The following is a 17,173-nucleotide window of genomic DNA, read 5'->3' on the forward strand; positions in this document are numbered from 1 at the left end:
CACGTCCATGCAACGCCTCTTCCTTTCGTTGTTGATCTGCCTGGGCTTCGTGCTCCCGGCCACGGCTCAGGCCTGGTGGCAGGACGACTGGCATTACCGCAAACAGATCGCCGTCGACACCACGCCACAAGGCGCGGCGATCAATCAGGCCCTCGGCCGCACCGCGCTGCTGGTGCGCCTGCACACCGGCAACTTCACCTTCGACGGCGTGAAAGAGGACGGCTCCGATCTGCGCTTTGTCGCTGCCGATGACAAAACCGTGCTCAACCACCAGATCGAGAGTTTCGATGCGCTGATGGGCATGGCGCTGATCTGGGTCGATGTGCCGAATGTCGAGGGCGGTCAGCGTCAGGACATCTGGATGTATTACGGCAACCAGAAAGCCCCGGCTACCGGCAACGGCCAGTTGACCTTCGATCCGAGTTACACCGCGCTGTATCACTTCGACAGCGCCACCGGCACCCCGGCGAAAGACACCACTGCGTACGGCAACACCGCGCAAAGCGCGACCGGCACAGCGATCGATGGCGTCGTCGGCCGTGCGTTACAGTTCAGCGGTCAACCGTTACTGCTACCGGCCAGTCCTTCACTGCAACACAACGCCGGCAGCGCGTTCACCTTCAGTGCCTGGCTGCGTCTGGATCAGGCCACTGGCGAACAACTGATCCTGGCTCGGCGCGAAGGCTCGCAGAGCCTGCTGATCGGCGTTAGCCAAGGCCTGCCGTTCGTCGAAATCGACGGCCAGCGCGCCGCTGCCACGCAGGCGCTGGCGCCGGCGCAATGGCAACACGTTGCGCTGACCGCCGAGGGCTCGAAAGTCACCCTGTACATCAACGGTCGCGAAAGTGCTGCGTTGGCTCAGGCGATGCCGGCGTTCAACTCGGTCATGGCCATCGGCGCCGATCTGCAGGAAGGCGCGTTGCAGCCATTCACTGGCGCTATTGATGAGCTGCGCCTGTCGAAGGTCGCCCGTCCTGCTGCGCTGTTGCTGGCCGATGCCACCTCGCAAGGCGCCGAGTCGAAACTGGTCGCTTACGGCGTCGATGAAGAACAATCCGGCTTCGGTTTCGGCAGCCTCGGCTTCCTCCTCAACGCGGTGCCGATCGACGCTTGGGTGATCATCGCCGTGCTGGTGCTGATGATGTTCCAGTCGTGGATCATCATGCTGCGCAAGAACCGCAGCCTCAGTCGCGTCACTGCGGCCAACGAAGACTTTCGCGTGCAATTCGCCAAGGTCGGCACGCGTCTGGAAATGTTCGCCGACGACGCGCAACTGGCTCAGCGTCTGCAGCATTCGTCGCTGTGGCGCCTCTATCTGGTGGCGGTCAAAGAGATCCGCACCCGCCGCGAGCAGGGCGCCGATACCTCTTCGGTCTCTGCCGCGACTATCGAGGCCATTCGCTGCTCGATGGACGGCGTGCGCACCCGCGAGAACCAGCAACTGAGTTCGAAACTCTCGACCCTGTCCAACGCCATCGCCGGCGGTCCGTATATCGGCCTGCTAGGCACGGTGCTGGGGATCATGGTGGTGTTCCTCGGCACGGCAATGGCCGGCGACGTCAACATCAACGCCATCGCGCCGGGCATGGCCGCAGCACTGCTCGCCACAGCGATGGGCCTGTTCGTCGCGATCCCGGCGCTGTTTGGCTACAACCGCCTGATCACTCGCAACAAGGAAGTCAGCGCCGACATGCGTGTGTTCGTCGACGAGTTCATCACTCGTCTGGCGGAGATGCATGGCGAGAGCCAGTTCAGTGAGGCGTCGCACCAGCGCGGCCATCACGCCAACCACTCCGTACCGGCCTGAGGAGTACTGCCATGGCGTCCGTAAATGCCTCCCACGACGATGATGACGATGCCGCAGTCGACAGCATCAACATCACCCCACTGGTCGATGTGCTGATGGTGGTGCTGGTGATGTTCATCCTCACTGCCACCGCGCAGGTTTCCGGGATCCAGATCAACCTGCCCAAGGCCAGCGCTTCGGTGTCGCTGTCGGAGGCCAAGACCAAGGCGATCTCGGTCAACGACGGCGGCCAGGTGTTTCTCGATGCCTATCCCGTGACGTTGGCGGAGCTGGAAGAACGCCTGCGCATCGAGAAAGCGCAGAGCCCGGATTTTCCGGTGATCGTGCGTGGCGATGCGACGGTGCAGTACCAGAAAGTCATCGAAGTGCTGGACCTGCTGCGCCGGCTCGAACTGTCCCAGGTCGGTCTCGTCACCGGCAAACCGAGTCAGGGCTGAGTCATGACCGCACAACTCCCGATCGAACCGCCGCCCGTGAAAAAGTCGCCGTTGCGTTATGTGAAGTGGGGCGCCGGATTGCTGGTCGGCGCACTCGCCGCGTGGTTCCTCTGGCAGTGGGCCAACGACATGGCCGGCGTGCGTCGCGAAGCGCCGAAGGTGCCGACGATCATTCCGTTGCCGCCACCGCCACCACCGCCGCCGGAGAAACCGCCAGAGCCGGAAACGCCGGTGGAAGAAAAAGTCGTCGAGCCCGAGCCAACGCCGGAGCCGGAGGAGGTCAAGCCTGAAGAAGAAGCACCGCCATCGCCGGCGGACGACCTGGCCAACCCGATGCAAATGGACGGCGACGCGCAGGCCGGCAGCGACGCTTTCAACATCGGCGCGGGCAAGGGCGGCGGCATGGCCGGTGCCGGCGGCGGGCGTTTGGGTACGGGCACGTACAGCCAGTTTCTCGCGTTCACCTTCCAGCGTTTGCTGCGCGAGAACCCCGAGCTGCGCAACCTCGCGTTCTCGCTACAGGCCGATGTATGGCTGAGCAGCGTCGGCGAGATCACCCGTGTCGAGCTGATCAAGTCCAGTGGCAACCCGCAAATCGATACCCAGGTGCTGGCCGCTTTACGCGGTGCGCCAGCCCTCAGCGAACGGCCTCCGGCCTCCATTACTTTGCCCGTGCGCCTGTCCCTGCAAGGGCGGCGTCCGGGTTAATTCACTTATTCAAGCTTTGGCAAAAGGAGTTGTGTGCAGATGATTTCCAACGTGAATCGATTGTCCCTGGCGGTCGGCATGGTCATTGCGACCCTGGTCGGTCAGGCCGTGGCAGCGCCTGCGCCTTCGGAGAACGCCACGATCAATCTGATCCGCTTGCTGGTCGAGCAGGGCATTCTCAAACAGGACAAGGCCGACGCGCTGATCGCCCAGGCCCAGAACGAAGCGGCGCAGGCCAAACAGGCTGCCGCGTCCACTGCCGTAGCGGCTGGACCGGTCGCCGCGCCGGGGGATGTGCGCGTGCAGTACGTGCCGGCAGCGGTGCGCGACCAGATCCGTGATCAGGTCAAAGCCGAGGTCATGGCCACCGCCAAACAGGAAAACTGGGCAGCGCCGAATACTTTTCCGGACTGGGCCTCGCGCATCAGTTTCGATGGTGACATTCGTCTGCGTGACGAATCGCGTTACTACTCGGGCAACAACAGCAACGAAATCGTCGACTTCGCCAAGCTCAACAACAATGGCCCGTACGACGTGAATCCCAACAGCAGCACCAGCCTGCCGCCGTTGCTCAACACCCGCGAAGACCGCGAAAATCTCTTTCGCCTGCGCGCACGCCTGGGCATGAAAGCGCTGATCTCGGAAGAGTGGACCGCCGGCATTCGCATCGGCACCGGTTCGGACAACAACCCGGTATCGACCACGCAGAACCTCGGTGGCGGCTTCGCCAAGAAGGACATCTGGCTCGATCAGGGTTACCTGAGCTGGAAGCCAACGGACGAACTGACCCTGACCGGCGGGCGCTTCGCCAACCCGTTCATGTCCACCGACATGCTCTATTCCAACGACCTGAATTTCGACGGTGTGGCAGCGATCTTCGACCACAAGCTCAACCGCGATTGGGGGGTGTTCGGCACCGTCGGCGCATTCCCGGTGGACTACACCAACGACACCTCCAGCAGCAACGGTTTCGACAAGGAAGAGAGCGACAACAAGTGGCTGTACGGCGCGCAGCTCGGCGCGAAATGGGCGATCAATAGCAACAACCGCCTCAAAGGCGCGCTGGCCTATTACCGCTTCGATGACATACAGGGCCAGCGCTCCAGCCCCTGCGAACCGTGGGCCGGCGCGCCGGGTTGCGACAGCGACGGCACCCGCGCGGCGTTCATGCAGAAGGGCAACAGCGTGTTCCTGCTGCGTGACATCACGCCGAACCCGCTCAACCCGAGCGCTACACCGCAGCCGCAATTCGTCGGGCTTGCGTCCGAGTTCAACCTGCTCGATCTCAACGTCGTGTGGGACGCCGACCTGCCGCAGGACTTCAAACTGCGTAGCCAGGGCAACTACATCCACAACCTCAGCTACGACGAAGGCGACATGCGCAAGCGCTCCGCCGGGCAGATCGTCAACAACCTCGACAGCAACGGCGAGATCGAAAGCGGCGCCAATGCATGGATGGTGCAGTTCACCCTCGGCAACGCACTGGACCTCAAACGCAAGGGCGACTGGAACCTGTTCGCCGGCTACAAGTACATCCAGCCGGACGCCTTGCCCGACGGCTTCAACGACTCGTCGTTCCACCTCGGCGGCACCAACGCCAAGGGCTATTTCATGGGCGGCAACTACGGCCTGGCGAAGAACGTTTCCGCCACGGGTCGCTGGATGAGCACCGAAGCGGTGTACGGCGCGCCGTTCGACATCGACGTCTTGCAGCTTGAGATCAACACGCGCTTCTAAGGCGCCGGGAGAGCTTTATGAACACGCGTTTTCTCGCGCTGGGCCTGGGTTTGTTGATTGCCACCGGGGCGAGCGCCGAAGGCATGGAAGAACGCTTGCGCACGCAATTGCGCAGCACCACCCAGCAATTGCAGGCCCTGCAAAGCCAACAGGCCCAGGCCAGCGCCGCGCAACTGGCGGCGCAGAACGAAGCCAAGGCAGCGCAAGCGCAAATCAAGCAATTGACCGCCGAACTGGCCAAGGCCAAAGGCCTCGCCGAGCAACTCGCCGGGCAGCAACAGAGCCTGCACAGCCAGGCGCAGGCGCAAGTCGCGGCCAGTGCCGAGCAGACCGGCAAGTTCAAAAAAGCCTACGACGAGTTGCTGGTCCTCGCTCGCGGCAAAGAAGCCGAACGCTCAAAGCTGCAAGCGCAACTGGCGGAACGTGACACACAAGTGCAGCAATGTTCAGCCAAGAATCAGCAAATGTACGGCGTCGCCAAACAGATCCTCACGGCCTACGAAAACATCGACGTCGCCGAAGTGATGAAGATCCGCCAGCCCTTCGCCGGCAGCGCCCGGGTCAAGTTCGATGAACTGGCCCAGGGCTTTGGCGACGAGCTGTACAAAACCCAATTCGACGCGCCGCAAGCGGCGATCGCTCACTGATAACAAGGAAGAAAGCCATGACTCAATTGATCACCCACGTTTCCCCGCAATCACTGACCGACGTCCTGCAAGCCGCCGGTTACCGCGTCAACCAGAGCGAACAGAACGGCATCGTCCAGTTGCTCAGCGCCAGTCAGGGCATCGGCTACGCCGTGCGCTTCGGCAACCCGGCGGTGGAACAGGGCAGCTTTGTTGATTTCACCTTCAGCTGTGCGCTGCGCGTGCAGGGCGACTTGCCCCAGGGCGTGGCCGAGCAGTGGAACGCTACGCGGCGGTTTGCACGGTTGTCGTTGCAGGGTGAGTTTCTGCTGATGGAAATGGACGTGGTCGTGGCCGCAGGGGTGAGCAACGAGCACCTGCGCGGCAATCTGGAGTTGTGGGATCGCCTGTTGCAGGAATTCATCGTTTACCTGCGCGATTTTAGCCAGACCGCTGCTGTGCAACCCGCCAAATCCGCTGTCGCCGAAGCAGAGGAAGTCGCACTGTGAAAAAGCCTGCCATGGTGATCGGCGCCGGAGCGGTGGCGTTGTTGGTGGTGGCCGTGGCGCTGCTGCTGCGACCGGGCAGTGATCCGGTCGCCGCCCAGCAGCCGTCGCCGTTTCCGGCGGTTGCAGCCGGGCCAGCGGTCGCGCGGTTGGGCAATCAGCAGGTTTCGCCAGAGGAATTGCAGGCGCTGCTGGCCACCGTCCCGGCGCAAACCCGCGAGCAATTGCGCGGCAACCGTGAGGCACTGGAGCGCTGGATTCGTGCGCGGCTGGCCGAGAAAGCGGTGCTGGAACAGGCCGATGCGCAGGGTTGGGCGCAGCGTCCGGACGTCGCCCGGCAGACTCGCGCAGCGACTGAGCAAATCGTGTTTCGTGATTACTTGCGCTCGGTGAGTCAGGTGCCGGCGGAGTATCCGAGCGCAGCTGAATTGCAGCAGGCGTACGACGCCGGCAAGGCCAATTGGCAGACGCCGCCGATGTACCGGGTCAGTCAGATTTTCCTTGGCGTCAGTGACGCAGCGAATGTGGAAACCGTGCGCAAACAAGCCGCTGAATTGAGCAAGAAGGCGCAATCAGCACCGGCTGATTTTGCGGCGCTCGCTACGCAATATTCGCAGGATCGCGTCACGGCAGAGCGGGGCGGTGATACCGGCCTGCAACCGTTGCAGCAACTGGTGCCGGAAGTACGTGGCGCTGTGGCGCGGCTCAAGGTGGGCGCCGTGTCTGATCCGGTGCAAAGCGCCGCCGGTTTCCACGTGATCAAACTCACCGAACAACAACCGGCCCGCACCGCGACGCTGGAGGAACTGCGCGACCAACTGACCCAGGCCCTGCGCGCACAACGCCAGGAACAGATCGCCCAAGCTTATCTGGACGGCATGCTCAACACCGCGACGCTGAGCATTGACGGTGCCGAACTGAACAAAGTGATAGGTAACTGACACACGGTGTTTCTGTAGGAGCTGTCGAGTGAAACGAGGCTGCGATCTGTTGATTTTGCTTTTAAAGATCAAAAGATCGCAGCGTGCCGCAGCTCCTACAAAGATTTGCGTAACGACACCACATTAGATCGACAGGGAGTCATCAATGTCATTCACCGAACCCGCAGGACGCCCGGGCACCGTTGATTATCAATCGCCGCAATCCCGCTCCGAGCCCTGGCTAAACCAGGCCGCGACCATCGACAGCGAAGTCGCCCAATACTTCCTGGTCAGTGCTCGCTGCGGCTGCTTCATGCAAGCCGCGCGCAGCCTCAACGTGCGCTCAACTGTATTGCGCAAACAACTCGCGCAACTCGAACAGCAACTGCAACGCAGCCTGTTCAGCTTCCAGGGCAGCGCCCTCAGCCTGACCCGCGAAGGCCAACAGTTGCAGGCCCGACTCATCACCCTGGCCCACGAACGCAAACTCCCGGTCATCGAACAACCGCTGATTCGTCTGGCCATCGCCGAATCGATCCTGCACGACATCCTCGGCCGCGACCTCATCGCACTGCTGCGGCGCAACGCCAGCCTGCGCCTGGAAATTATCGCGCTGGATTGCGAACTGGCATTGCGTGCGGTCAGCGCCGACATTGTCCTGTGGCTTGCTCCTGGCGAATGCCCAAACTCCGGCCCGACCTTTTCCACCAGCCAACCGCAACACCTCGCGCGGATCGAGTACCTGCCGCATATCGCCAAGCGCTATTCACGGGTGACAGCGCGACCGGAAACGCCGGAAGATCTGGCTGATTTCATGTTGGTGCACTGGCAGCATGACCGACAGGTTGAGAGCTTTCGGCCGTGGAATGAGTTGGTGGAGGAGAGGTTGGCTGGGGTGGTGCAGATGCAGTCTTATGGATTGATGCTGGAGATGATTCGCTGCAGCGCGTGCATCGGGTTGCTGCCGGCATACATGAGCCGCTTCGACCGTGGCCTCATCGCACTGCCCGGATTATTCGCCGAACCGATGCAGCTACACGCGTGGCTCGCCGTCAACACCGACTCGCAAAACTCCCCCGAAATCAAAACCCTCATCGACCTCATCCAGCAAACCTTCAACGAACGCCACGAATGGTTCCAGCCTTAACCCGCCCCCCTGTAGGAGTGAACCTGCTCGCGAAAGCAATCCGCCAGTCGAAGCCTCAGTGACTGACCCACCGCCTTCGCGTGCAGGCTCGCTCCCACAGGAATCTTCGTTGCTTACGCGTTGATCGTTCCCACGCTCCGCGTGGGAACGCAGCCCGGGACGCTCTGCGTCCCCACCAGAGCTGGAACGCGGAGCGTCCCTTGAGGCATTCCCACGCAGAGCGTGGGGACGATCATCATCCGTAAGACTTGGTGATTGCCGGTGCGCGAGTATGGCCTCCATCAGTAATTTAGGCACTTTTTCGGAGTGTGGTTTAGGCGACAGGTGGCTTTAAATCAATAAGCCGATTGGACAGTTTCAACCATCATGTCGGGACAACGAACAGTGCCCGAAATGGGGGGGCAAAGGTCCCGGTGTGAAAGGATATGCCATTTGACCAGGACATATACCTAGTCCCATTGGGGAGACCGTGAGTGTACACCCACGATGACAATGGGCTTCCCCATTGAATGCTCTCGAACAAATCGCCGAAAACGTTTGTGAAGTTAGCGTTAAGGGTTGCGGCGTGCCAAACGTTGTGGATTTGGCCGAGATGGAGGCCACCTTGGCTTCCGATCCATTGCTGCGCGGCAATGCCTCCAGGATCGCCGATATACGTCGTACTTCCCTTGGTGATTCGATAAACGTTTTTAACATTCACACTAAACGAAACGGCGGCGCCTGAGACATCGCGCACTCGAATCGTTGTTGTGCCATTTTTTAATCCGGTAACCTTTCCTGTAGATGTCACTGAAACCACGGCCGGATTATCTGATTGATAGGTGTAGGGTGGAGTGCCACCTTGTGCCTGACGAGTCAGAACGTTTCCGGGAACTTCTTTAGTGCCCCAGCCGTAGCTTTGTACGAATTTCACTGCGTCTAGATTCATAACACTTTCGTCGATGGTCAGCGCAGCCACAACATTGAATTTTCTGACTGCGGACTTATTGCCTGAGCCATACGCTGCCTCAGCGGTGATTTCATGGAGGCCTACGCTGAAAGTGGCTGTCATCGTCCAAACACCATCGGCAGGATCGGCTGTGGGGCCGCCAATGGAGGTCAATCCGTCCAGAATATTCACTTTCAATCCGTTGGCTGCTTTCCCTGTCAGCGTCACACTTGTATCCGACGTTGAACCTCCTTCAGGTATTTCGACGTTGCTGGGCGAGCCTTTAACCGAATCAATCGTCGGCGCGACATCCGCTGTCACCGTAAGACTACGCGCGCCTGAATCAACTTCTCCACTGTGATACAACGATCTCGCAAATAACCGGTGCTTCCCTTCAGCAACAGTCACTTCTCGTGTCCAGATCCCCGTCAGCGGGTCGGCCGTCGCTCGCCCTTTGGCAACAGTGCTCGACCCATCATCATCGAACACCTCGATATCCAGTCCCTTACTGGCAGTTCCCGACAACGTTAAGCTAGTGCTGACCGTCCATCCCCCTTCCAGCACTTCCTCACCGTTCGAGTCCAATACCCTGTCCAGTGTCGGCACAACCAGTTCCACAGACTTGATCGTGTAAACCCGATCCGGAAATTTCACTGCGTTCGTTTCGATATTGCTCTTGTCCAGCGCCACCAGGTATTTAAGCGTCAGTGTCGTGCCATGCCCCAATTGCACGAGATAGCTGTTAGCCAGCGACTTCGGCCAGAAGCCTTGCCTGATCCAAGTGCTGTTGACCTTGGCCGGTAATCCTGCCCAGATCGTCAGATTATGCGCAGTGCCATCAGCCTTCTTACCCTCAAGCCGCAGCCAGCAGGGCTGTTCGGCTTCAATCAAGGTATGCAGCAGCGCATGAATGGTTGCGTTTTTGGTGCCGAGCGCCGTTATGTCGAGAAAATTGTTGGCATCGGCCTCGACAATTTTCGGGGAGTTCAAAGCGGTTGCCGGCAGCGGCAGAATGTCCAGCAGCAACACAGCCGACTCCACGGGTTTGTCGTCGCGGTCGATAAAATAACTGACTGCAACCCGTTGGCCCAGGCTGTAGGCGAGCACCGAGCGCGGCACCGCAATCTCCAGGCCGGCACTGACCAGCCGAGGCGGGCTTGGGTAGGAGCCTTCAGGGACAGCCGTCGCGCCTTGCCAGTTCACCCACAACGTGTCGGTGGGCAGTAACGAACCCTGCGGTACTAGGACTCTGATTTCCGGAGTGGTCGGACTGAACTGATTGCCGTTCATGCCACGGACGGTGGGTGCCAGCAGAGAAAGGCGACCGAGGTGAATGTCCACGCGCTTTTCACCTGACATGACGGCATTGCCCAATTGGTCAAATACTCTGAATTCCGCCACAGCATTCGGGTTGTCACCGGCACGCTGGAAGGTATCGGTGAGCAGGGTCAGGTTGATCGGGGCCGGCGCGTCGGGCACGTCGAAGCGCACGGTGGTATCGCCGAGCGCAAAAACGATGGAGTCGAAGTGGCGTCGGTTGGTGTAAGTAAACGCAAATGTCACACCTCGTGCGGCGAGCTCCGGCCCCACGCCTTCACGTACTACTTCCGGCGGAATGATCAGATCCAGAGATTCCGGCAGACGCAAATGGTAGAGGGCTAGCGTGTCCCGAGACGATTCATCGTTACCTCCTACGCGCGTGACCTTGTAATACAGGCGATTGACGCCCTGATTGAGCCAGCCGTGGGGCAAGTACAAGCGCACCCGCTGTTGTTCTTCGCCCGGGGCAACGGTCTTGCCCGTTGCGGGAGTAGGGTTGTCGTTGACGTACAGATCGACGCGGTCATCAGCGGCCATGGTCCAGGAAGCGAGCTGCATTTCCGTCCACGGATCTATCAGACATTCCAGACCCTGCGTCTCGCCATCGTAAAGCACCTTGGGAATCCCGCCTTGGGCAATGCCCTGCGGCTTCACCGGTGTGACCCAGCCCCTGATGATGACCGGATACAAGACAAACAATTCGTTGAAAATCGAAGACTGGATATCCATGGAAGCGCTCCCTGAGAATTTTGCCGTGCCGTGCCGTGCCGTGCCGTGCCGTGCCGTGCCGTGCATTGAATGGGATCCATCTCACTCCAGTTTGAAAAAAAGCACACCTGTCAGATCTGACAGGTACAGGCGGTATTCAGACGAGCGGTCGAGCCGGCTCTTGTTTGCGCGGTTGTTGTGGGAGCGAGCCAGCCTGCGAATTTGTCGTAATGTTCGGTTGCAATGCTGACTGCTCCGACGCTTTCGCGAGCAGGCTCGCTCCCACAGGAATCTTCATTGCTTACGCGTTGATCGTTCCCACGCTCTGCGTGGGAATGCAGCCCGGGACGCTCTGCGTCCCCCAGAGCTGGAACGCGGAGCGTCCCTCGAGGCATTCCCACGCAGAGCGTGGGAACGATCATCAAAGGCCCGCTACTGCGGCAACTCCAGATTATCAAGCACCCGATTCACCGCCAGTTCGCCGAGCATGATCAACTGCGCAATCCCCATCAGCGTCCGCCGCTGCGATGGCTTGACCAGCCCGGCGAACTCCTGGGCGATGGTTTTGGCCGAGGCGAGGGTTTCGCAGGCGTTGGCCAGCAGGTCTTCGTTTTTGGTGTCGGCGGTGACGGCGTACATGGCGCGGGGGCTGAAGGGCGGCGGGGTGGAGCCGGGTGGGCAGAAGTAGTGGTCGAGGGCGCGGTCGGCGGCTTGGTGAAGTTTTTTTGAGTCGAGGGATTCGTAGGGAGAGGTGGGGTCGGTTTGGGGTGGGTTGGGTGTGGGTTTGATCATGGTAAAGCTCCTAGAGTCGACGGAGCTGCCACCTTTCGCTGCGATACGAAATGGTTGGTGGCAGCTGTACGCGGGTCGCAGACCGGGACTCTAGAACCGGCAGACCCGAAGGTCTCCCACGTACAGCCGCCATAAAAACAGCGGGTGTTGTGCGTCCAGAGATCGACGGGCTGCGAGACCCGATCGCTGATTCGTCAGCGACCGCACCACAATAGAACCCGCCCCCAAGGCGCACAAGCCGGCGGATTCTGGCTTGGCTGTAGGCAACGACGCAAGGATTTGTAGCCTGGAAGGCGTGTCAGCAGGTGTCATTTAAACAGCGGTGTTTAAAAAGCAAAAAATTGGCGACAGCACGGTAGACGTTTTTGCCGGGAAGCAGGTGTTGGCTATGAGGTCGCTTTCGCGAGCAGGCTCGCTCCCACAGGAATCTTCAGTGCTCACAGGGGTTGTGCCCGGGCTGGATCAAAATGTGGGAGCGAGCCTGCTCGCGAATGCAATCTGCCAGTCGAGGCTTCAGTGACTGGCCAACCGCCTTCGCGAGCAGGCTCGCCCCCACCATTGCCGCTCGCCAGATTCCAGATCAGCGGTTTAGAGTGACCAGCCACACGCTGATCACGGACCGATCCCATGTCAGACCCAACCTCCACGATCCATCTCGAACGCTCCAACGAATCCCACCTCGAAGGTATCACTGCGCTTTACAACGACCCCGTCGTTGCACGGCAAGTGCTGCAAATGCCGTTTCAATCCACCGAGGTCTGGCGCCAGCGACTGCAGGCCGACAACGAGCGCGCGCTGAAACTGGTGGCGCTGCATCAGGGCGTGGTGATCGGCAATCTGGGCCTGGAAGCTTATTCACGCATGCGCCGCGCCCACGCCGGCAGTTTCGGCATGGCAGTCGGGGCGGCTTGGCAGGGCAAGGGCGTCGGTTCGATGTTGTTGGCGGCGGCGCTGGAGGTCGCCGATAACTGGATGAATCTGCACCGCGTCGAACTCACGGTGTACGCCGATAACGAGGCAGCCATCGGCCTTTACCGCAAGTTCGGTTTCGAGGCCGAAGGGCTGTTGCGTGATTACGCGGTGCGCGACGGGCAGTGGGTCGACACCCTGAGCATGGCCCGTCTACGCAATAGCCCGAAAGCCTGAGTCAGTCGCCCAGTGCGAACGCCACTGCCGACTGCGCATGCAGCTCGGTAGTGTCGAGCAGGGGCAGGGCGCTGTGTTCGGGTTTGATCAGCAGACCGATTTCGGTGCAGCCGAGGATGATTGCCTGGGCGCCACGGGCGGTCAGGGACTGGATGACGCCTTGATAGATTTCTCGCGATTGTTCGCTGATCACACCCACGCAGAGTTCGTCGTAGATGATCCGGTGCACCTCTTTGCGCTCGGCATCATCCGGCACCAGCACTGTCAGGCCTTGGGCGATCAGACGCTGCTTGAGGAAGTCCTGCTCCATGGTGAACGCGGTGCCGAGCAACCCGACGGTGCGCGCGTCGATTTCCAGTGCAGCCTGCGCGGCGGGTTCGGCAATGTGCAAAAACGGAATGCTGATCGCGGCCTGAATCTGCTCGGCGACCTTGTGCATGGTGTTGGTACACAGCACCACGCATTCTGCGCCACCGGCTTCAAGCCTGCGCGCGGCATCCACCAGAATCGCCGCTGCATCGTCCCAGCGCCCGGCGTGCTGGGCCTGTTCGACCGGACCGAAATCGACGCTGTACATCAGCAACTGCGCCGAGCGCAACGGGCCGAGGCGCTCGCGAACCTGTTGGTTGATCAGGCGATAGTATTCGGCGCTGGACTCCCAGCTCATGCCGCCGATAAGGCCGATGGTGCGCATTGGATTTCCTCAAGCAAATATCAGTGTCGAGCATTCAGGGCTGCCTGAAGTTTCCTTCTGTTCGAGACTCGACGCCAGTACCGACTGACTGTACCGCCGATCTTTCCCGCAACTGTGCATCTGCAAGAACTAAACGTACGCCGCGCCGGGGATCTGCCACTATCACCCTTCGCAGGTCCTTTCCGAGGAACACCGCAATGAACGACATACAGCAACTGGGCGAAATGCTTCGCCACTATGCCGAAAGCGAAGCGCACAAGAAGCAACTGTTCACCACGCAATCGGCTGCTTGGGCGGCTCGGATTGGCGCGCTGTTCGACCAGATCGAACAATGGCTTGAACCGGTCAAGGCGCCCAATCTGCTGGAGGTCAGTCGCGAGGCGTATGTCGCATCCGGGCCGAGCGTGCCGGTGGAAACCTCGACGTTCAAGACGGAAAAATTGAGCATTGTGATTGCCGGCAAACCGGTGGAATTTGTGCCGGATGTGATGGGCAGCGGCGGGCAGATTTCCCTGGCAGTGATGGGGCTGACGGCGGCCCGGTATGGGAGCATTTCGCTGGTTGGCCTGGCGGATGGTGCGTGGCAGTGGCGCAAGACCAATGGCTTGAAGGATCCGGATACGTTTGCCTTCGACGCCGATTTCCTTGCTCAGCAATTGCAGAGCCTGATACCTCGCGATCGCGGTTAAGATCAAAAGCTTACCCCCTCACCCCAGCCCTCTCCCCCAAGGGGGCGAGGGGGAAAGGGGGGCAGACCGAGTGATGTTCAAAACTTGAGCTCGACGCGATATTTCAGGTCGACGTGAGTCCTACGAACACTTCGGTCAGTCCCCTCTCCCTCTGGGAGAGGGCTAGGGTGAGGGCAGCCCGCCGCCAGCCACAAAAACATCACGCCCAGCGCATCAAAAAGCATCTCCATCACCTGAGCCCTCAAGCAATTTGAGCATGACGCCGGGCCAGCGCCACATCCGCAGGAGGAGTGAGGCGTAGACCGGGGAAACCCTTAGGTTCGGTGCCAATCCGGCATTTTCCCTTGGGTCACTGATGGCCTTTTGGTAGAGTCGCCGTCGCCAGCGGGTTTTCGGCTGGACGATGGAACCGAAGAAGGGAGTCTGATCAGTGAGTCCGGGCAAAAAAATCCTCGGTCTCACGGCGTCGCTTTTGTTGCTGACGCTGTGGGCCAGTTACTTTTATGTATTCAAGGAAAACCGCGACGGCCAGCTTGGCGGTGTCGGCGAAAGCACCGCGTGGTGCGGCACGCCACCGACCAGTGAAGCGGCGTTGCTGGGCAAGGATCAACTGACCTTGCGCGTCACCAACAACCTGCGTGGCGAATTCATGGTTGGCGGCTCGCTGGTGGTTTCCGAACGAACCTTCAACCGCTACGACCTGGGCCGCAACGAACTGCGCCTGCGTCTGGAACCGCTGCAGTGGTCGTTCGGCGTGACGCCGATCTTCCTCGAGCAGGTCAAGGTGCAGCCGCTGAGCCGCAACCTCTCGTCGACCAACAAAAGCGCCTTCGCCGAACTTGAGCCTCGCGCAATCGGCGTGCACGCTCAGACTGCCGCGTTCCCCTTCGATACCTATCGCTACGGCTATAAACCGGTGCTGTATTACCTCAAGGGCAGCGAGCGCATCGACTTGCGCTTCAAGAACATCACCACGCTGATGGAGATGTCCAACACCTTCACGCCGATCCAGAAGTACAACCGCGCCGACTACATCAACGAGAAAAACTCGATGATCCGCGATGAGGACTACAAGCCGTACGGGGCGCATGAGTGCGCGTTCAGCGTCGAGCGCAAAGGCTCGTTCAAGGTCGTGGTGTTGCTGCTCTTGCTGGTGCTGTGCCTGCCGCTGATGCTGGTGTTTTACCGCGATGAGCCGGGGATCGACTTTCTCGCGACGCTGGTGGGAATTGCGGTGGTGCGCACATTGCTGATCGGGCCGGTGGAAGATTTCCAGCTATACAACATCGACTTCTTGTTTGGTGCGGCGATTCTGCTGGTGGGAACGGTGTCGCTGATCAAGGCGATGCGCGCCAATAGCCGGCGAGAGATGGCGTTGCGCAGTGGCGAAACATCCTCCTGGTAATACCGGTTGGCGAGGCACACGCGCTGTCGGATGTGAACTTTGCAATTGGCCATCGCATTTGCCGGGGTTTTGGCTATACCTGTATCTCCCCTATGCAAAATGTCTTGGCCTTCTCAAAGGAATTACAGCATGAAGCTAGCCGTCGTGATGGGCACGCTGTGCATTGCCACCCTTGGCGTGGTGGGTTGTTCCAGCAAAACCGTCGAGCCTGACCAGTATTCCGGCTTTCTCAAGGATTACAGCCAGCTGAAGGAGGCCAAGTCACCCTCTGGTGCCGAGGTGATGCGCTGGATGGACCCGAAACTCGACATCAATAAATTCACCAGCGTTTACGTAGAGCCAAGCCAGCTCTACCCGAAGCCGCAAGCCACCGAGAAAATCCCCCAGCAGACTCTCAACGGCATCACCAGTTATTACGATCAGGCGCTCAAGCGCGAACTCGGCAAATCGCTGCCGTTGGCCGCAGGTCCCGGGCCGGGCGTAATTGTGGTGCGTCCGGCGATTACCGCAGTCAGCAGCAAGACCGAAGGCCTGCAAGTCTATGAAGTGATCCCGATCGCACTGGTCGCCGCAGCAGTAAGCACGGCCACTGGTATCCGCGACCAGGAAACCACGCTGGCCACCGAAGCGGTATTCATGGATGGTGCGACCAATCATGTCATCGCGCAGGTGGTGCGCAAAGGTACCGGCAAACCGCTGGAAAACTCTTCCCAGGTGATGAAAGCCGACGACATGAAAGCGGTGATCGATGGCTGGGCAAGCGATCTGCATCAGTCGTATCTGAAACTCAAATCTGAAGCCAAATGATGCAGTAAGGCTGGTTGCCTTTTCGCGAGCAGGCTCGCTCCCACACTGGACACGTATTCAGTGTGGGAGTGAGCCTGCTCGCATTTCGGTGTATCAGTTTCGAATATGCGGCCTGACACAACCCTTTCGCTAGCAGGCTCACCCCTACAGGGAAGCTGTGGTGGGTTGTATACAATGTCACCGTTCAGCATCCAACAATTTCAAACAGGGCATAGGTCGTCAGCCGATTTCGTGGTTAACTTCCGCCTCTTGCATGCTTTCCAATCAAAAAACAGAAGGACTCAAGTCATGGCTCAAGTCACCCTCAAAGGCAATCCGGTTCAAGTCAACGGCCAGTTGCCACAAGCCGGTTCCAAGGCGCCAGCCTTTTCCCTGGTAGCCGGCAATCTGTCCGACGTCACCCTGCAAGACTTCGCCGGCAAGCGCAAAGTCCTGAACATTTTCCCAAGCGTCGACACCCCGACCTGCGCCACCTCCGTGCGCAAGTTCAACGCCCAGGCCAACGACATCAGCAACACCGTGGTGCTGTGCATCTCCGCTGACCTGCCATTCGCCCAAGCACGCTTTTGCGGTGCTGAAGGTCTGGAAAACGTACAGAACCTGTCGACTCTGCGCGGCAGCGAGTTCATCGAAAACTATGGCGTGGCCATCGCTGACGGCCCGCTGAAAGGCCTGACCGCTCGCGCGGTTGTGGTGCTGGATGAAAACGACACCGTTCTGCACAGCGAACTGGTCAAGGAAATCGCCGAAGAGCCTAACTACGAAGCGGCACTGTCCGTTCTCAAGTAAGGCTTTT

At 60.0% G+C, this 17,173-nt stretch carries 16 protein-coding genes; 13 read left to right on the top strand and 3 right to left on the bottom strand.

The features are described 5' to 3' along the window. The first annotated feature begins 7 nt into the window (after positions 1-7). The 8 genes from J2Y39_RS22875 (at position 8) to J2Y39_RS22910 (ending at position 7,888) form a co-directional block, all read left to right on the top strand. Complete coding sequence (locus J2Y39_RS22875) at positions 8-1,807, top strand: DUF2341 domain-containing protein (RefSeq protein ID WP_305383039.1); 1,800 nt, start codon at positions 8-10, stop codon at positions 1,805-1,807. An 11-nt stretch (positions 1,808-1,818) separates the two neighbouring features. Next, positions 1,819-2,244: a biopolymer transporter ExbD gene (locus tag J2Y39_RS22880; RefSeq protein WP_003201710.1), complete on the top strand. Its 426-nt coding sequence runs from the start codon at positions 1,819-1,821 to the stop codon at positions 2,242-2,244. A gap of 3 nt (positions 2,245-2,247) precedes the next feature. Next, the gene (locus J2Y39_RS22885) at positions 2,248-2,952 is read left to right on the top strand and encodes an energy transducer TonB (RefSeq protein WP_122692655.1); all 705 of its coding nucleotides are present in this window, start codon (positions 2,248-2,250) and stop codon (positions 2,950-2,952) included. Between the two features lie 39 nt (positions 2,953-2,991). Further along, positions 2,992-4,689 carry a putative porin gene (locus J2Y39_RS22890; protein ID WP_310219922.1) on the top strand — a complete coding sequence of 566 codons (1,698 nt, stop codon included), beginning with the start codon at positions 2,992-2,994 and terminating at the stop codon, positions 4,687-4,689. 17 nt (positions 4,690-4,706) lie between these two features. Continuing rightward, entirely contained in the window at positions 4,707-5,336 is a 630-nt protein-coding gene (locus tag J2Y39_RS22895; protein ID WP_056785753.1) for a hypothetical protein, read from the top strand. 17 nt (positions 5,337-5,353) lie between these two features. Further along, positions 5,354-5,824: a YbjN domain-containing protein gene (locus J2Y39_RS22900; RefSeq protein ID WP_056785756.1), complete on the top strand. Its 471-nt coding sequence runs from the start codon at positions 5,354-5,356 to the stop codon at positions 5,822-5,824. Then, entirely contained in the window at positions 5,821-6,762 is a 942-nt protein-coding gene (locus J2Y39_RS22905) for a peptidylprolyl isomerase (protein WP_310219924.1), read from the top strand. The genes J2Y39_RS22900 and J2Y39_RS22905 overlap by 4 nt, the downstream gene beginning before the upstream one ends. Before the next feature lie 145 nt (positions 6,763-6,907). Continuing rightward, a complete protein-coding gene (locus tag J2Y39_RS22910; RefSeq protein ID WP_310219926.1) occupies positions 6,908-7,888 on the top strand; it encodes a LysR family transcriptional regulator in 981 nt (326 codons plus the stop codon). A 364-nt stretch (positions 7,889-8,252) separates the two neighbouring features. Here the strand turns inward: J2Y39_RS22910 and J2Y39_RS22915 are convergent, their stop codons facing one another. Together J2Y39_RS22915 and J2Y39_RS22920 are read right to left on the bottom strand one after the other, a co-directional pair. Continuing rightward, positions 8,253-10,865: an Ig-like domain-containing protein gene (locus tag J2Y39_RS22915; protein ID WP_310219928.1), complete on the bottom strand. Its 2,613-nt coding sequence runs from the start codon at positions 10,863-10,865 to the stop codon at positions 8,253-8,255. A gap of 411 nt (positions 10,866-11,276) precedes the next feature. Beyond that, positions 11,277-11,636, bottom strand: coding sequence for a DUF6124 family protein (locus J2Y39_RS22920; RefSeq protein WP_252878118.1), 360 nt, complete (start codon positions 11,634-11,636; stop codon positions 11,277-11,279). Positions 11,637-12,263: 627 nt separating this feature from the next. On the opposite strand from J2Y39_RS22920, the gene J2Y39_RS22925 reads away from it, so the two are divergent. After that, the gene (locus J2Y39_RS22925) at positions 12,264-12,782 is read left to right on the top strand and encodes a GNAT family N-acetyltransferase (protein WP_310219930.1); all 519 of its coding nucleotides are present in this window, start codon (positions 12,264-12,266) and stop codon (positions 12,780-12,782) included. A gap of 1 nt (position 12,783) precedes the next feature. Here J2Y39_RS22925 and J2Y39_RS22930 read toward each other — a convergent pair whose 3' ends face one another. Then, positions 12,784-13,476, bottom strand: a complete 693-nt coding sequence (locus tag J2Y39_RS22930; RefSeq protein WP_310219931.1) for an aspartate/glutamate racemase family protein — start codon at positions 13,474-13,476, stop codon at positions 12,784-12,786. Between the two features lie 197 nt (positions 13,477-13,673). On the opposite strand from J2Y39_RS22930, the gene J2Y39_RS22935 reads away from it, so the two are divergent. From J2Y39_RS22935 to tpx, 4 genes are all read left to right on the top strand, one after another. Next, positions 13,674-14,165, top strand: a complete 492-nt coding sequence (locus tag J2Y39_RS22935) for a hypothetical protein (RefSeq protein ID WP_310219933.1) — start codon at positions 13,674-13,676, stop codon at positions 14,163-14,165. A 430-nt stretch (positions 14,166-14,595) separates the two neighbouring features. Continuing rightward, entirely contained in the window at positions 14,596-15,570 is a 975-nt protein-coding gene (locus J2Y39_RS22940) for a hypothetical protein (RefSeq protein ID WP_130911429.1), read from the top strand. Positions 15,571-15,699: 129 nt separating this feature from the next. Beyond that, the gene (locus J2Y39_RS22945) at positions 15,700-16,377 is read left to right on the top strand and encodes a DUF3313 domain-containing protein (RefSeq protein WP_076563101.1); all 678 of its coding nucleotides are present in this window, start codon (positions 15,700-15,702) and stop codon (positions 16,375-16,377) included. Between the two features lie 288 nt (positions 16,378-16,665). Continuing rightward, positions 16,666-17,166 carry a thiol peroxidase gene (gene tpx / locus J2Y39_RS22950; RefSeq protein ID WP_076563099.1) on the top strand — a complete coding sequence of 167 codons (501 nt, stop codon included), beginning with the start codon at positions 16,666-16,668 and terminating at the stop codon, positions 17,164-17,166. Positions 17,167-17,173 lie beyond the last annotated feature (7 nt).

This window comes from Pseudomonas sp. 2957, from assembly GCF_031456345.1.
GTDB lineage: Bacteria > Pseudomonadota > Gammaproteobacteria > Pseudomonadales > Pseudomonadaceae > Aquipseudomonas > Aquipseudomonas siliginis.

What these genes read in the sequence shown, in the direction of transcription:
- J2Y39_RS22900 (WP_056785756.1), top strand. Translation starts at nt 5,354, where the DNA reads ATGACTCAATTGATCACCCACGTTTCCCCGCAATCACTGACCGACGTC.
- J2Y39_RS22945 (WP_076563101.1), top strand. Translation starts at nt 15,700, where the DNA reads ATGAAGCTAGCCGTCGTGATGGGCACGCTGTGCATTGCCACCCTTGGC.
- J2Y39_RS22895 (WP_056785753.1), top strand. Translation starts at nt 4,707, where the DNA reads ATGAACACGCGTTTTCTCGCGCTGGGCCTGGGTTTGTTGATTGCCACC.
- J2Y39_RS22910 (WP_310219926.1), top strand. Translation starts at nt 6,908, where the DNA reads ATGTCATTCACCGAACCCGCAGGACGCCCGGGCACCGTTGATTATCAA.
- J2Y39_RS22915 (WP_310219928.1), bottom strand. Translation starts at nt 10,865, where the DNA reads ATGGATATCCAGTCTTCGATTTTCAACGAATTGTTTGTCTTGTATCCG.
- J2Y39_RS22925 (WP_310219930.1), top strand. Translation starts at nt 12,264, where the DNA reads ATGTCAGACCCAACCTCCACGATCCATCTCGAACGCTCCAACGAATCC.
- J2Y39_RS22920 (WP_252878118.1), bottom strand. Translation starts at nt 11,636, where the DNA reads ATGATCAAACCCACACCCAACCCACCCCAAACCGACCCCACCTCTCCC.
- J2Y39_RS22890 (WP_310219922.1), top strand. Translation starts at nt 2,992, where the DNA reads ATGATTTCCAACGTGAATCGATTGTCCCTGGCGGTCGGCATGGTCATT.
- J2Y39_RS22875 (WP_305383039.1), top strand. Translation starts at nt 8, where the DNA reads ATGCAACGCCTCTTCCTTTCGTTGTTGATCTGCCTGGGCTTCGTGCTC.
- tpx (WP_076563099.1), top strand. Translation starts at nt 16,666, where the DNA reads ATGGCTCAAGTCACCCTCAAAGGCAATCCGGTTCAAGTCAACGGCCAG.
- J2Y39_RS22880 (WP_003201710.1), top strand. Translation starts at nt 1,819, where the DNA reads ATGGCGTCCGTAAATGCCTCCCACGACGATGATGACGATGCCGCAGTC.
- J2Y39_RS22930 (WP_310219931.1), bottom strand. Translation starts at nt 13,476, where the DNA reads ATGCGCACCATCGGCCTTATCGGCGGCATGAGCTGGGAGTCCAGCGCC.
- J2Y39_RS22935 (WP_310219933.1), top strand. Translation starts at nt 13,674, where the DNA reads ATGAACGACATACAGCAACTGGGCGAAATGCTTCGCCACTATGCCGAA.
- J2Y39_RS22885 (WP_122692655.1), top strand. Translation starts at nt 2,248, where the DNA reads ATGACCGCACAACTCCCGATCGAACCGCCGCCCGTGAAAAAGTCGCCG.